The sequence below is a fragment of the Acidobacteriota bacterium genome, assembly GCA_009838525.1.
In the GTDB taxonomy this organism is placed as follows: Bacteria; Acidobacteriota; Vicinamibacteria; order Vicinamibacterales; family UBA8438; genus VXRJ01.
In genome coordinates, this window is sequence record VXRJ01000010.1 from 132,367 (window position 1) to 146,707 (window position 14,341).

Consider the following 14,341-nt stretch of genomic DNA (forward strand, 5'->3'; position numbering starts at 1 on the left):
GCCTCTGGGGACGGGCTGGTGCGCCGTCAGCACCGGGAGGCCCGGGCGCCATCAGGTAACAGGTGCTCGGCCGTGAGCCTGGCCCGGACCGGCAGTTCGGCCGCGCAAACCAGCGCCCGCATCGTCGGCGTGCGCTCGAACGCATCCGCCCCGATCGGCGCCGCACGCGATTTCAGGTGGGCGAACAGGGGACGCGAGCCGCCGACAGGACGCAGGTGCTTGCCGGGCTCACGGGCCGCCGGCAAGAGCTTCAGACTCACCCTCCCCCGCACATTGCCTCCGATGGCGAGGATACGATCGCGGGCGGGGTCGAGCTTCACCACGATGTCGCAGTGCGTACGGGCGCCGGCTCCCATCTGGCGGCGCCTTTCGGCAATCGATCGATAGGCCGGCCGCCGAGCGCTGCACAACAGATCGCCGGGCGCAATCGCCATCGCGCCAATGTCGTATGCCGCAAAACCAGCTGGCGTCTCGTCGGAGGCACGCGCCCGGATGGCCTGGTCGATGTACGTGTGGTGCGCCACCGCGCGCTTGAATCGACTCGCGTCGCCGAGACCGGCTTCGCACATCACCCAGGACACGAAGGCCGCCGACCACGGATACCGCCACCTCGCCGCAACGCCGGCCGGTCCGTTCCAGATGCCGTTCTGCGCGTTGAGTATCCAGCTACCCTGCGGCGTCACGGCCCAGTAGCCAGCAATCGAATCGGCAACCCGGGTGGATTCGGCGGGACTCGGCCGCCAGCGGCGCCAGGAGCGTCGTGTCGACCGCCCAGAGGCGTCGATCCTCGTCTGGTCCACGACGGTGAATCCGAAGAACGCCCATTCCTGCACGGCGATATCCACGATGCGGCGGCGGACTTCGTCGATGGGCAGGTCGCCGCACGTTGTCCGGCGGATCACCATGCTGCCCGGGGCGCCGCTCACACGCCCGGATGGCGGCGTGACGTCGAGTCGGGCAGTAGGCAGGCGCTCGAACGACGTCCCCTGCGCAAAGCCCACGGATACGCTCCCCTCGCCGGCCGCGACCGCTACGGCCAGCACCACCGCTACGCCCACGCGCATTTTCGAGCGTTCCATCCGTCCCTCGACTACGGCGCACCATTATGCCAAGTCTCCGGACGACGGTAGCTGGGAATAGAATGGGATCAGGACGCCCTTCGTGAAGGAGCCCCGCTACCGCGAGCATCTGGCCCGGATCCGAGACACCTTTCCCGCCCCGGTCTCGGATCGTATGCACGACGCGTATTTCGTCTTTTCCATCCTGCGCGCGCTCGATGCGGTGGACGACCTCAAGTCCGAGGTTCCACTGCTCGGCCGCCCGCGGGCGCTGGACTACGAGCCCGCCGAGCAGGCCGAACTGGCCGACGAGGGGCGCAGCGTGGAAGAGGTGGCGCGCCTGCTGGTGCGCCAACTGGAAGGGATGCCGATCTGGGGCCATCCCCGCACGCAGATCAACGTAGTCCCGCCCCCTTCGATCCCGAGCGTCATCGGCTCGCTGCTGCCCGCCATCTACAACCCGAATCTCGTCTCCGACGACACGTCGTTCGGCCTCATGCTGACCGAGGCTGCGGTCGCGGCCATGGCGTCGCGGTTGATCGGTTACGACCCTGAGCAGGCGGCCGGCGTGTTCACTTTCGGCGGGACCGGGACCGTGCTCTATGGCGCGAAACTCGGCATCGAGAAGGCGTTTCCTGACGCGATGGACACCGGCGTGCCGGCCGGAGGCGCGCTTCTGGCGTCGGGCCAGAGCCACTACTGCCGCCTGAACGTGGCGGGCTGGCTGGGCCTGGGCGAAGCGAACGTCGTTCAGGTGCCGACGCATCTGACGAACGACATCCGCATCGATCTTCTGGAGAAGGCCTGCCGGGACCTGCTCGACCAGGGACGGCGCATTGTCGCCCTGGTGGCGACGATGGGCACCACCGATGCGTTCGGGATCGACGACCTCGACGCCATCGCCGATCTGCGCGACCGGCTGGTCGAGGACTACGACCTCGACTACACGCCGCACATCCATGCCGATGCCGTGATCGGCTGGGCGTGGTCGGTGTTCAACGACTACGACTTCGAGGACAACCCGCTCGGGTTCCGTCCCCGCACGGTGCGGGCTCTCGCGTCCGCCCGCCGGCGCTTCTCGAGGCTGCACCGGGCCGACTCAGTCGGCATCGATTTTCACAAGACGGGCTTCGCGCCGTACGTCTCGAGCCTGCTCCTCGTCCGCAACCGGGCCGACATGCAGCTTCTGGTGCGCGGCCGGGAGCAGATGCCGTACCTGTTCCAGAGCGGCGAGCGGCATCCCGGCGTCTACACCCTGGAGACCTCGCGCGGCGGATCCGGCGTGCTCGCCGCCTATGCCAACCTGCGACTGTTCGGACGGACTGGCCTGCGGGTTCTCCTCGGCCACCTCGTCGAGATGGCCGAGGCGCTGCGCGAGCATCTGGAGGGACACGACTCAACCACTGTGCTCAACGACGACGGCGTCGGGACGGTGACGGTGTTCCGGGTCTATCCCGACGGCGTGGACACCTGGACGATCAAGGATCGGGAGCGCACCGACCCTGCCGCGCGGGAAGAGCTGCTGCGCCACAACGATTACAACCGGCGGCTCTACCGCTACCTCTACGACCGCGCGATGCGGGGCGAGGGGGTTCATATCTCGATGACCGACAACTATCGGCTGACCGACTACGGTGAGCCGACGGTGGGCCTGAAGAGCTTCATCCTCTCCCCGTTCATCGACGAGAAGGACGTGGAGCGGCTCGTCCGGGACATTCTCGACGCGCGCGAGGCCATCCGCGAGCAGGCCTGAGCCCGCGGGCCACGCCCCGGGGCGCGCATTCGCTGAGCCCTTCTAGTGGATGATCGCCTGGTAGGCCAGATTCCGCGAGATTCCCTGGACCCGGCCGACCGCCGCGCCGCGGTGCTGGATCATCCCGACGAACGTCAGGTCGGTCTTCGGATCGATCCAGAACCATGTGCCCGCCGCACCGCCCCAGTAGTACGAACCCGCGCCGTACGGCTCGCCCGCCGCGGCGGGATCGTGAACGGTCGCGAAGTCGAGGCCGAAGCCCTGCCCCGGACGCATGGTCGGCAGCGCCTCGGGCGAGAGGAAATTCGTGCGCATCAGTTCGACCGTGCGCGGGGCGAGCAGGCGAACTCCGTCCAGCTCGCCCCCGTTGAGCAGCATCTGGGTAAAGCGCAGGTAGTCACCGGCGGTTCCCCAGAGCCCGCCGCCACCCGACGGTCCGGCCGGCATGGACGTCCGCGTCGGGCCCATGTCGACAGGCGCGAGACCTCCATCGTCACCATCACCGTAGATGACCGCCACGCGTGAGAGCTTCTCCTCGGGCACATAGAACGCGGTGTCGACCATGTCGAGCGGGTCGAAGATCCGTTCCTGGAGGAACTCCGCGAACGGCTGGCCGGCGAGTTGCTCGACCAGATAACCCTGCACATCGACGCCGATGCTGTAGTACCAGCGCGTGCCCGGTTGCGCGAGGAGCGGAAGGTCGGACAGCTTGTCGATCATGGTCTGGAGCGGCGCGTCCGCGTTCAGCACCCGCTCCTCCCGGTACAGCCGGTCAACGTGGTTCGCGGTCCCGAGACCATAGGCGAGGCCGCCGGAATGCGACATCAACTCGGCCATCGTCATCGGGCGCTCGGCATCCACCAGCCGGGGCGAACCGTCGGCGTTGTCGCCGTCGTGCACCTGCAGATCGGCGAACCCCGGAATGTAGCGTGAGACGGGATCGTTGAGCCGCCACTTGCCTTCTTCGTACAGCATCATCAGGGCGACGCCGGTGATCGGCTTGGTCATGGAGTAGATCCGAAAAATCGAGTCGCGTTCCATGGGGGCGCCGTTCTCCAGATCCTGAACTCCGGCGACGTGCGCGTGGACGAGCTTGCCGCCGCGCGCCATCAGCGTCACCACGCCGGCGAGACGCCCGTCATCGACCATCCCCTGCATCCCCGCCGCAAGCCGGTCGAGCCGCTCGCCGGAAACGCCTACCTCGCCCGGGCTAACCGCTGCAAGATCGCGGACCGCATCTTCCTCGACCGCGATCGGCGCGGCCTGAAAACCGCAGCCCGACACCATGCCGGCCGTCGCAACCGCAACGAACGACCACACGAACCACCAACGCGCGACTGTTGTCCGCATCGCGTCACCCCGTTTCGCTCCGGGAAGACCGGAGCTCCCCTGCTTGCAATCCGCCGTGCTGCGCGACCTCGTTCGGCCGCGGATCCGAGGCCAACGGCTGTTCCCGGCAGGTATAGTACCATGCCAACACAGCATGACTAGCCGTACCGCTGTCGGCATCCGCACCCCACCCCAAGCGAGGAAGACGATGAAGGCTCTCCCTTTGGCAGTACACCTGGCGGTATGCCTGCTCGCGTTGCCAGTGACCGTCGCCGCACAGGACGGCGAGATCACGGGAACCGTCACCGACGACACGGGCGGAGTCTTGCCGGGCGTGACCGTTGAGGCCTCCGCCGAGACGGCGGCAGCCGCGCGCTTGACCGTGACCGACGCCGACGGTCGCTATGCGCTCGCGGCGCTTCCTCCCGGAAGCTACGCGGTGACGTTTGTCCTCCCCGGTTTCGAGCGCGCGGAACGGGCGGTCGAACTGACCGCGGGGGGCTCGGCAATGCTCGATGTCAGCCTGGCGCTCGGCGGGCTGTTCGAGGAGGTGACCGTCGCCGTGACCGGCACCGCCATCGAGGCGCCGGCCATCAACATGCCCAGTGCGGTCACCGTCGTCAGCCGCGACGTTCTGGAGCAGCAGGGAGCGACGCAACTGGTCGATCTCTTCCGGACCCTCAATGTCAGCCACGGTGTCGTCGGCGAGCGGAACAGTTGGTACAACTCGAACCAGCCGGCAACGCTCACCGAGAACGTGGCGAACGTCAACCTGCGCGGCCTCGGCGCCTCGCGCACCCTCGTGCTGATCAACGGCCGGCGCCACGTGCCGGTCCCCGCGCGGCTCATCGGCGGGCGCTTCGTCGACGTGAACACGATCCCGGCCATCGCCGTCGGGAGGCTGGAAGTCCTCAAGGAGGGCGCGTCGGCCACCTATGGCTCGGACGCGGTCGGCGGCGTCGCCAACTTCGTCACCCGGAACGACTTCCGGGGCTTCGAATTCAACGTCGCGCACGACTGGTTCAGCGGAGCGGGGGACACGACCATCGCCGGCATCTGGGGCGGCCGGATCGGCTCGTCGAGCGCGGTCCTTTCCGCGGAACGGGTCGGGAGGCAGGAACTGCAGATGGCAGATCGCCCGTGGGCGCTGGACCGCCTGAGCGCGTACCCGCCGGGAACCCGGGGGGGATGGTCGAGCATCGGCAACCCCGGCACGTACGCGGTAGGCGCGCCAGCGGCGTGGACGGCGGACGTCTTCGATCCGCGCTGCACGGACTTCGGCGGCATTGACGAAGGCTGGACGTGCCGGTTCCGCTACGCGCCCTACGACAACCTGATCGACGAGCAGGATCAGACGCGCATCTTCGCCGAGCTCAACGGTCCGGTGAACAGCCGGACCAACTATCACGTCGAAGCGCTGTGGGCCGATGCGGTGATCCCGCAGTGGTACACGACGCCGTCCTATCCGCCGTTCCCCCTGATCAGCACGACCATCATGGAGGTGGCAGCCAGCCACCCTGGCCGTCAGGCGTTCTGTTCCAGCTACGTCGGTGACGCGAAGGCCGATCCAATGAGCGCCTGCGCGGACGACGCACCGTGGTACTTCAACGGCCGCCCGTTCGGCAACTCGGGTCCGGGCCGACGGCTGCGCCGCGAGTCTCGGACCCAGCGGGTCGCCGCCTCGCTCGACGGCGACGTCACGATGGGCGGGCGCAGCGCCCACTGGGACGTCGGCGTCACCTATTCCCGCGCCCGCGGCAACCTCAACCTCCCGGCCGTCTATACGGATCGGGTCTTCCGGGCCTTCCGCGGATACGGTGGCCCCGACTGCGGCGTCGGCGTGATGGCGGACCGGAGCTCTCCCGCAGGTATGGTCCTCGGGCCGCTTGGCGGCGCGGTGGCCGGCCAGGGACCCTGCATGTACTTCAACCCGTTCAGCAACGCCATTCAGTACTCCGATCAACCGGGCTCGCCCTTCGAGAACAACGCAAACCCCGACTATGTCGCCGGGCTCGCCAACCCCGAGGCGTTGCGGCTGTGGCTTAACGAGGAAGTGGACCTGGTCAGCACGACCGACCTCTTCGTCGCCGACGCCACCCTGAGCGGCAACCTGGTCGAGAACGTCGCCGACTTCGCGGTCGGGTACCAGTACCGGGGGATGACTGCCGACGGGAACCCGAACGACCCGGGCGACGTTACGCTGAATCCCTGCCCGGTCGCGGGCGACCTCGGGTGTGCGGTAGGCGACCGGTTCGGACCCTATCTCTTCACCAACATCCACCGGCCCTATGCCGCGGACCAGCGGGTGCAGCGCCTCTTCGGGGAACTGGCCCTCGGCATCGGCCCCCGTGTCGACACGCAACTCGCCGCGAACTACGAGTTCTACAACATCGCCGGCCGCACCGTGAGCAGTTTCGATCCGAAGGTCGGCATGCGGCTTCAGGTGGCGGAGAACCTGCATTACTCGCTGTCGCTGCGCGGGTCGGTGCAGACCACTTTCCGGACGCCGTCCCTCGACGACCTGAACACGAGCCCCCTCACAACCCTGGAGTGGATTCCGGTGACCGGCGCGTACCAGGCAGTCGACCGTTTCGGGCGGCCGGATCTCGAGCCGGAGCGGGCATTCACCTACAACGCCGGGGCGGTCCTGTTCCTCGAAGGCGGCCTTGAGGCGACCGTCGACTACTGGCACTACGACTTCGAGAACGTCATCGGCTCGATGCCTTACCTCGGCGTCACGAGCCTCTACGACGGCGGCGACGCGGCCGCGCGCGACGCGGTTTCGCCGTTCATCATCTGTCCCGACGGGCGGGCGTCCGATCTCGCGCCGGCCGACCGCTGCATTGCCCAAAACCTGGAGCGGATCCAGCTCGACCTCGTCAACTGGCCGGGGCTTACCACCTCGGGCGTCGACACCCACCTCGCGCTGCGGCAGGACGCAGGGCCGGGCCAGTTCGTGGCCAGTTGGGATTCCACCTACACCCTCGCCTACGACACACGCGCGCTGCTGGTGGAAGGCACCAACCTGACCTTGGACGCCGCGCAGGAAGCGGCAGGGTATCTGAACTTCGGCCACCCGATCGCGGTGCCGCTGCCCCGCTGGAAGAGCCGCTGGTCCGCCACCTACTCGGCAGGGCCGTACACCTTCGCGAACTACGTGAGCTACATCTCGTCCTACGAAGACCCCGCCACCACCACGGCGGCGGCCGTGATCGACTCGTTCCTCACCTGGGACGCGAGCTTCGTCTGGCGCTTCCCCGCCAGCGGCATGGACCTGACGCTATACGCGCTCAACCTCACCGGCCAGCGGCCGCCGTGGGCCAACGTGGAGCAGGCCTACGACGGCTTCACGCACGACCCCAAGGGGCGGCGCTTCAAGATGGCGATCACTTGGCGGTTTGGGGGCTGACCAGCGCTAGCTGGAGCGAATGACGGAGATCCCGCCCATGTAGGGCCGGAGAACCTCGGGCACCGCCACGGAACCGTCCCGCTGCTGGAAGTTCTCGAGGATCGCCACCAGGGCGCGGCCCACGGCGACGCCCGACCCATTGAGGGTGTGGACGTGCTCCGGCTTGCCCTTGCCGTCGCGCCGGAAGCGGATGCCGGCCCGGCGCGCCTGGAACGCTTCGGTGTTGCTGCAGCTCGAGATCTCGCGGTAGGTCTGCTGGCTCGGGAGCCACACTTCCAGGTCGTAGGTCTTTGATGCGGCGAAGCCCATGTCGCCGGTGCAGAGGAGGACGGTCCGGTAGGGAAGGCCGAGGCGCTTGAGCACTTCCTCGGCGTGGCGCGTCAACGCTTCGTGCACGTCCCACGACTGCGCCGGTGCGGCGTAGGCGACAAGCTCCACCTTGTCGAACTGGTGCTGGCGGATCAGTCCGCGGACGTCCTTGCCGTAGGCTCCCGCCTCGCTGCGGAAGCAAGGCGTGTACGCGACGTAGCGCACCGGCAGGTCACGGCCGTCGAGGATCTCGCCCCGGTGCAGGTTGCAGAGGGGCACTTCGGCGGTGGGGATCAGGTAGAGATCCCAGTCCCCGGCGATCCGGAACAGGTCGGATTCAAACTTCGGGAGATTCCCGGTCCCCGTCAAGGCGTCCGCGCTTGCGAGGAACGGCGGTTCGACTTCGGTGTAGCCATGCTCGGCCGTGTGAAGGTCGAGCATGAAGTTGATCAGCGCGCGGGCCAGGCGTGCGCCGGCGCCGGAGAGCACCGCGAAGCGCGCGCCGGCGATGCGGGTGGCGCGTTCGAAGTCGAGGATGCCGAGGGCGGGGCCGAGATCCCAGTGCGGCTGCGGCTCGAAATCGAAGCTCGTCGGCTCGCCATGGCGCCGGATCTCGTGATTTTCCTGTTCCGTTGCGCCTTCGGGGACGGTCTCGTGTGGCAGGTTGGGGAGTGCCAGTGACGCGCCGCGCAGCGCCTGTTCCACCCCCTTCAGCTTCGCTTCCTGCTCCTCTATCAGCGCGCGTTGCTCCTGGCCCCCGGCGACCAGGTGGTCGGCCGATTCTCCCGCCCGCTTTGCGGTGCCGATCTGTTCGCCGATCCGCTTGCGCGCATGCCGCGCGGCCTCAAGGACCGGGAGGATCGCGCGCCGCTCGGCGTCGAGTTGGACGAGCCGATCGAGTTCCTCCTCGAAGTGATCGCCGCGCGTCCGGAGTCGGCCACGGACATCGTCGGGACGGTCACGGAGCAGTGCCGGGTCGATCATCGGCGGCCATTCTACCGTGCGCCCGCCAGACTCTCTGCTAGCAGCCCGGGATGCATCGCCGGTCGAAGGTAGCGGGGTTTCGACACGGGCTGCTAGGATCCGGGCGCCATGCCGACGCCCCCCGCCGATGTTTCCACGCTGCTCGTGCCGGTCGCTGGTCTCGGAACCCGCATGTTGCCGGCGACCCGGGCGGTCCCGAAGGAAATGCTGCCTTTGGTCGACCGACCGATCATTCAGTACGGCGTGGAGGAGGCGGTCGCGTCCGGCATTCGGCAGGTCGTCCTGGTGACCAATCCGGGCAACACGTTGTCGGCGTTGCACTTTGCTCCGGCTCCCGATCTGGAGGCGGAACTCGCGAGGCGCGGGAAGGCCGACCTGCTCGCGATGGCCCGCGAACTCTCGTCGATGGCGGACGTGTCGGCGCTGCCGCAGGATGCGCCGCGCGGCCTAGGGCACGCGGTCCTGTGCGGGCGCGACGCCATCGGGGATGTGCCGTTCGCCGTGTTGCTGCCCGACGACCTCATCGACGCGGACCCGCCGGCGCTCGCGCAGATGCTGCACGTTTTCCGGGAAACCGGCGGACCGGTCCTGCTGGTGGAGCGCGTCCCGCATGCGTCGGTGCGGCAGTACGGGATCATCGCGGCGACCGCGGTGCGCGACAGTGTCTGGCGCGTAAACGATCTGGTGGAGAAGCCGGCGCCGGAACACGCGCCGTCGAACCTGGGGATCGTCGGGCGGTACCTCCTGACGCCCGACCTGTTCGACGAGTTGGAGGCGACGGCGCCGGGCGCCGGCGGAGAGATTCAGTTGACGGACGGCTTGCGGCGGCTGGCACGCAAGCGACCGATCTACGCGTGCGAACTCTGGGGCAAGCGTCATGACGCGGGAAACCCGCTGGGCTACCTGAAGGCGGCCATCCACGTCGCCCTGCGGCGACCCGATCTGGCGCCCGAACTGCGGGCGTGGCTGGCCGACGAGATCCGGAACGCCGAATGAGCTACGTCGCCGTCGCGGCCGTCGGCTTGGCGTCGGTCGTCCCGCTCTCGGTCTTGCCCTTGTCGGGGGCCTTGGAGTCGGAGGCCTTCGAATCCGAGGATCCGGCCGCGGATTCCCTGGTGGTCGATGCGGCTTCCTCCTTCTTCGTCTCCGCCGCCTGATCCCCCGAGGGCTTGCGGGCGTAGTCGGTGATGTACCAACCGGACCCCTTGAACTGAATCGCCGGCGACGACAGCAGCTTGCGAACCGGGCCGTCGCACTTCGGGCAATTCTCCAGCGGCGGGTCCGAGAACTTCTGAATCCGTTCGAAGCGGTGAGCACAATGCTCGCACTCGTACTCGTAGAGCGGCATCGATTGAATCTCCCCTAGTCGATCAACGCGCCGTCGGCGGCCATCAGGGCGCGGTGCATCCAGAACGGCATGCTGCCCTGGGCCAGCAGGCCGTCGTGAAAACGCTGCACCGTGAAGTCTTCGCCCTCGCGGTGGGCAACGTCCGCCCGCAGCTTCCGGAGCATCTGCTTGCCGAGCGCATAGAGAACGTAGGAAGGATCGTAAGTCCCCCGCTCGGCCTCGGCCCGCGCGCTCTCGGCTTCGAGGTACGCGGCATCACGGAAGAAACGCACGCCCTGTTCAACCGACAGGTCTTCCGTGTGCAACCGGATCCCGACGACCGTACGCGCGAGGCGGACCAGCGCTTCGGCTAACTGGCCGAGGCGGATCTCGGGGTCGCCACGCTCGAAGCCCTCCTCGAGCACCATCTGCTCGGCATAGTGAGCCCATCCTTCGACGAATGACGTCGCGGCGAAGTAATTCGACTTCCGGAGCGGGGCGGCGACCTGGCGCAGATGCTCGAAGTGCAGGAAATGCCCCGGGAACACCTCGTGCGTCGAGATCGACCAGAGCGCGGCGTGGTTCATGTCGCGCAGGTGGGCCTGCTGCCGAGCGTCGTCCCAGGCAGCGTCGACATTCGTCAGGTAGTAGTACGCCGGCAAGGGGGTGGACTCGAACGGGCCGGGCGTCCAGAGACTGGCGAAAGTCCAGCGGTAGAAGTCGGGCGTCGGTCGAACGACGACGCCGGCATGCGGCGGGATGGTCACGATCCGCTTGCGCTCGAGGAAGGTCCGGAGTTTTTCCACCTGTTCGGCCGCCACGGGAATCAGTTCGTCCGCCGACGGATGCCGCGCCTTCGTCTGCCGCCACGCCTCGCGCGGGTCCTTGTCGATCTCCGAGGCGACGCGCGCGAACTCCTCCTGCGTGGCCGCCAGCTCGCGCCGGGCAACCTGCAGCAGTCGATCGGCGGGCACGTCTATTCCCTCTTCGAGCCGGAGCTTCCGCTCGAACCGATCCCTGCCCAGCCGGAACGACGCGCGGCTCTGCGGGGCCCTGGCGCGCAACCGTTCGAGACAGGCCTCGAGCGCTCCGGTCGCCTCGGTCGATGCGTCGGCAAGGTCGCCCAGGAGGTGCAGGTCGTCCAGATCGCGGAAAGCGCGGGGCAGGTCGTGATCGATGAAGCGGACCAGACCCCGGAGCGATTCCATCCCGGTCTTGACGAACAGTCCCGGCGCCTCCTGGACGTTCCGTTCCAGCGCCGACACGAGCCGCGGCACCTGACGCAGTTTCGATCCGACCCGCCGGGCGCGGTTCGGTAGTTCGGTGTAAGCGAAGAGCACCTGCGCGGCGAGGCTGGTCGCCAGCGTGTCCGCGTAGACCAGCGGATTGCGCTCCCAGTCGCGAACCTCTTCGAGCTCGAACAGCCGGGCGCGGATTCGATCGGCGAGCATCCGGCGTTCGAGCCCTTCGGTCTGCGTCAGCGCTTCCTCGCTTATCCCCTCCAGGCGACGAGCCCAACCGCCCAGATCCCGGATACGCGCATCGATCCCCTCCCGGCTCAGATCTTCGAGCAGATCGTCATGCGCATGGATGCCGTCGACCGCGGCCTCGGTCGGATAGTTGCCGTGCAGCCAGCCGAGATAATCCTCGACGAAGTGCGCGAGCGGTTCCGACGGTTCGGGCGTGCTCGGGCGGGTCATCACGTGCAATCGGTCAACAAAAGAACGGTATGCCGTCCGCAGCGCGTACCGGGGGTGACGGGCAGGCGGCCGCGACTCCACTGATGGTACAATACGAATGCTCCGCTGTCGTAACCGGCGGTTGCCACGGCGTTGCGACGCGCCCTTTTCGCCCTGCAGTTCCGTGCCCTCTGCGCCGCCGCCCGGGACGCTACACCTCGTCGCGACGCCGATCGGCAACCTTGAAGACATCACCTACCGAGCGGTGCGGACACTCGCCGAGGCGGATCTGATCGCCGCCGAGGATACGCGCCGGACCGCCAGGCTGCTCGCTCACTACGGCATCAGCACCCGCTGCGTCAGCTTTCACGAGCACAACGAAGCGAGAAAGACCGGCGTGCTGCTCGACCATCTCGCGAGAGGCGACCGCATCGCCCTCGTCAGTGACGCTGGCACGCCCCTGGTCTCGGACCCGGGCCGTCGGCTCGTCCGCGCCGCCCTCGACTCGGCGATCCGGGTGGAGGCGATCCCCGGACCCAGTGCAATCCTGACTGCCCTGGTGGCGAGCGGTCTGGCGACGGACAGCTTCACATTCGCCGGGTTTCCGCCCTCTAGGTCTAATGCCAGAAAAAAGTGGTTCGCCCGGCTGGAAGACGAGGCTCGACCAGTTGTGTTCTTTGAGGCGCCGCACAGGATCCGGGCGTCGCTGACCGATTTGCAGTCGTGTCTTGGCGACCGCACCATCGCCATTTGCCGCGAGATGACAAAACTGCACGAGAATTATGTTGTATGCCCTATTTCCGAGGCGTTGGCGTCCACGCTTGGGACGCCGCGCGGCGAGTACACGCTGATCGTCGCGCCGCCGCCGCCCCGGCAGGCCTCCGCGGAGTTGCCGGCCGAAGCCGTGCTTGTCGCTGAATTCGGCCATTTGACCGAAATAGACGGGCTGGGTCGGCGCGCCGCGATCCGCACACTGGCGACGCGCTACGGCGTTTCCGGGCGCGCGGTCTACGGGGCACTTGAGACGGGGCGCGGGTATCATCCCGGCGAGGAGCGATGACGTCGATCGATCCGGCCGACCGGCATGTCGTCGTCCTCGCCGCTGGGCGTGGGACGCGGATGAAGTCGGCGCGACCCAAGGTGCTGCATCGACTGGCGGGCTGTTCGCTGATCGAGCATGTGCTGCGCGCGGCCGACCAATTGTGCGCGACCTCGACGGTACTGGTCGTGGGGCACGGCGCGGAGGCGGTTCAGGCCGCGCTCAACGGCTGCCGCAACGGAATTCGATTCGTCCGCCAGGAACCGCAGCTCGGCACCGCGCACGCGCTGCTCCAGGCGGAGCCCGTCCTGCGAGGGGCACGGGGCGCCGCCGTCGTCCTCTCGGGCGACGCGCCGCTAATTCGTTCCCGGACGGTCGCAGCGCTCGTCGAAGCTCATGAACGCACGGGGTCGGCGGCGACGATGGTGACCGCCGAGGTCGACCGGCCCTACGGCTACGGCCGCATCATCCGCGACGGCGCGAGGTTCGATTGCGTGGTGGAGGAAGCGGACGCCACCGACGCGCAGAGGGCCATCCGCGAAGTAAACGGGGGCGTCTACGCGTTCGACATCGGGCCTCTCTTCACCGCGCTTCGCGAGATCGAGGAGGCCGGCCCGAAACGCGAACGGTACCTGCCGGCCATACTGCAGGCATACCGGGCGCAGGGACTGGACGTGGGCACGGTTGCCGCCGACCCGGTGGAGATCAGTGGCATTAACAGCCAGTCGCAACTGGCGGAAGCAGGCATCGTGATGCGACAGCGCAAGAACGAAGAACTGATGGCGGCAGGCGTCACCATCATCGATCCGGCATCCACGTACATCGATGTCGATGTCCAAGTGGGCGCCGACACCGTGATTCACCCGAACGTGATTCTGGAAGGGCGGACGCGCATCGGTACGCGGTGCGACCTGCACGCCGGCGTCCGGATTGCCGACTCCACGCTCGGCGAAGGCGTCACGGTACTTGATCACTCGCTCATTGTGCGCGCCACCGTGGCGGACGAGGCGACGATCGGGCCATTCGCGCATCTCCGCCACGGCACCGCGATCGGCGTCCGGGCGCGGGTCGGCAACTTCGTCGAACTCAAGGAAGCCTCGCTCGGCGCCGGCGCGAAGGCGGGGCACCTCAGCTACGTCGGAGACGCCTCGGTGGGTGACAACGCGAACATCGGCGCGGGAACGATCACCTGCAACTACGACGGCCGGCAAAAGCACCGGACGACCATCGAGGACGACGTCTTCATCGGCAGCGGGACCGAATTGGTCGCCCCGGTCACCGTCGGCAAGGGCGCCTACGTCGGCGCCGGTTCCGTCGTCACGGAGGACGTCCCGCCCCGCGCCCTCGCCCTCGCGCGAAGCCGGCAGGTCATCAAGCCGGGCGGCTCGGATAAGATACGAAGGAAAGCGGGCGCCGGCGCAACCGACAAGGAGTAGCGCGACCGGCCAGACCAT

The 14,341-nt window shown here is 67.9% G+C and carries 10 protein-coding genes; 5 read left to right on the forward strand and 5 right to left on the reverse strand.

The window, feature by feature from the left end; all coding sequences use genetic code 11:
• Window positions 1-26: 26 nt before the first annotated feature.
• Window positions 27-1,079 (reverse strand): DUF2272 domain-containing protein, encoded by a 1,053-nt coding sequence (locus F4Y45_02085; protein ID MXY23295.1) that lies wholly within the window; start codon window positions 1,077-1,079, stop codon window positions 27-29.
• Window positions 1,080-1,233: 154 nt separating this feature from the next.
• On the opposite strand from F4Y45_02085, the gene F4Y45_02090 reads away from it, so the two are divergent.
• On the forward strand, window positions 1,234-2,811 hold the full coding sequence (locus tag F4Y45_02090; GenBank protein ID MXY23296.1) for an aspartate aminotransferase family protein: 1,578 nt from the start codon (window positions 1,234-1,236) through the stop codon (window positions 2,809-2,811).
• A 42-nt stretch (window positions 2,812-2,853) separates the two neighbouring features.
• On the opposite strand, the gene F4Y45_02095 is transcribed toward F4Y45_02090, so the two are convergent.
• On the reverse strand, window positions 2,854-4,320 hold the full coding sequence (locus tag F4Y45_02095) for a beta-lactamase family protein (protein MXY23297.1): 1,467 nt from the start codon (window positions 4,318-4,320) through the stop codon (window positions 2,854-2,856).
• Between F4Y45_02095 and F4Y45_02100 the strand changes: the two genes are divergently transcribed.
• Window positions 4,097-7,549 (forward strand): TonB-dependent receptor, encoded by a 3,453-nt coding sequence (locus tag F4Y45_02100; protein MXY23298.1) that lies wholly within the window; start codon window positions 4,097-4,099, stop codon window positions 7,547-7,549. The two genes, F4Y45_02095 and F4Y45_02100, sit on opposite strands and share 224 nt — an antisense overlap.
• Before the next feature lie 6 nt (window positions 7,550-7,555).
• On the opposite strand, the gene serS is transcribed toward F4Y45_02100, so the two are convergent.
• On the reverse strand, window positions 7,556-8,842 hold the full coding sequence (gene serS / locus F4Y45_02105; GenBank protein ID MXY23299.1) for a serine--tRNA ligase: 1,287 nt from the start codon (window positions 8,840-8,842) through the stop codon (window positions 7,556-7,558).
• Window positions 8,843-8,950: 108 nt separating this feature from the next.
• Between serS and F4Y45_02110 the strand changes: the two genes are divergently transcribed.
• Window positions 8,951-9,838, forward strand: a complete 888-nt coding sequence (locus F4Y45_02110; GenBank protein MXY23300.1) for a UTP--glucose-1-phosphate uridylyltransferase — start codon at window positions 8,951-8,953, stop codon at window positions 9,836-9,838.
• Between the two features lies 1 nt (window position 9,839).
• On the opposite strand, the gene F4Y45_02115 is transcribed toward F4Y45_02110, so the two are convergent.
• Window positions 9,840-10,190 carry a zinc ribbon domain-containing protein gene (locus F4Y45_02115; protein MXY23301.1) on the reverse strand — a complete coding sequence of 117 codons (351 nt, stop codon included), beginning with the start codon at window positions 10,188-10,190 and terminating at the stop codon, window positions 9,840-9,842.
• Window positions 10,191-10,204: 14 nt separating this feature from the next.
• Window positions 10,205-12,100: a DUF885 domain-containing protein gene (locus F4Y45_02120; protein ID MXY23302.1), complete on the reverse strand. Its 1,896-nt coding sequence runs from the start codon at window positions 12,098-12,100 to the stop codon at window positions 10,205-10,207.
• Here F4Y45_02120 and rsmI point away from each other — a divergent pair.
• A complete protein-coding gene (gene rsmI, locus F4Y45_02125; protein ID MXY23303.1) occupies window positions 11,967-12,908 on the forward strand; it encodes a 16S rRNA (cytidine(1402)-2'-O)-methyltransferase in 942 nt (313 codons plus the stop codon). The genes F4Y45_02120 and rsmI overlap by 134 nt on opposite strands.
• Window positions 12,905-14,323: a UDP-N-acetylglucosamine diphosphorylase/glucosamine-1-phosphate N-acetyltransferase gene (gene glmU, locus F4Y45_02130; GenBank protein MXY23304.1), complete on the forward strand. Its 1,419-nt coding sequence runs from the start codon at window positions 12,905-12,907 to the stop codon at window positions 14,321-14,323. The genes rsmI and glmU overlap by 4 nt, the downstream gene beginning before the upstream one ends.
• Window positions 14,324-14,341: the final 18 nt, after the last annotated feature.

Excerpts from the sequence above, each read along its gene's own strand:
- F4Y45_02085 (MXY23295.1), bottom strand. The coding sequence starts at position 1,079 with ATGGAACGCTCGAAAATGCGCGTGGGCGTAGCGGTGGTGCTGGCCGTA.
- F4Y45_02090 (MXY23296.1), top strand. The coding sequence starts at position 1,234 with ATGCACGACGCGTATTTCGTCTTTTCCATCCTGCGCGCGCTCGATGCG.
- F4Y45_02100 (MXY23298.1), top strand. The coding sequence starts at position 4,097 with ATGCCGGCCGTCGCAACCGCAACGAACGACCACACGAACCACCAACGC.
- F4Y45_02095 (MXY23297.1), bottom strand. The coding sequence starts at position 4,320 with ATGCCGACAGCGGTACGGCTAGTCATGCTGTGTTGGCATGGTACTATA.
- serS (MXY23299.1), bottom strand. The coding sequence starts at position 8,842 with ATGATCGACCCGGCACTGCTCCGTGACCGTCCCGACGATGTCCGTGGC.
- F4Y45_02110 (MXY23300.1), top strand. The coding sequence starts at position 8,951 with ATGCCGACGCCCCCCGCCGATGTTTCCACGCTGCTCGTGCCGGTCGCT.
- F4Y45_02115 (MXY23301.1), bottom strand. The coding sequence starts at position 10,190 with ATGCCGCTCTACGAGTACGAGTGCGAGCATTGTGCTCACCGCTTCGAA.
- rsmI (MXY23303.1), top strand. The coding sequence starts at position 11,967 with ATGCTCCGCTGTCGTAACCGGCGGTTGCCACGGCGTTGCGACGCGCCC.
- F4Y45_02120 (MXY23302.1), bottom strand. The coding sequence starts at position 12,100 with ATGTCTTCAAGGTTGCCGATCGGCGTCGCGACGAGGTGTAGCGTCCCG.
- glmU (MXY23304.1), top strand. The coding sequence starts at position 12,905 with ATGACGTCGATCGATCCGGCCGACCGGCATGTCGTCGTCCTCGCCGCT.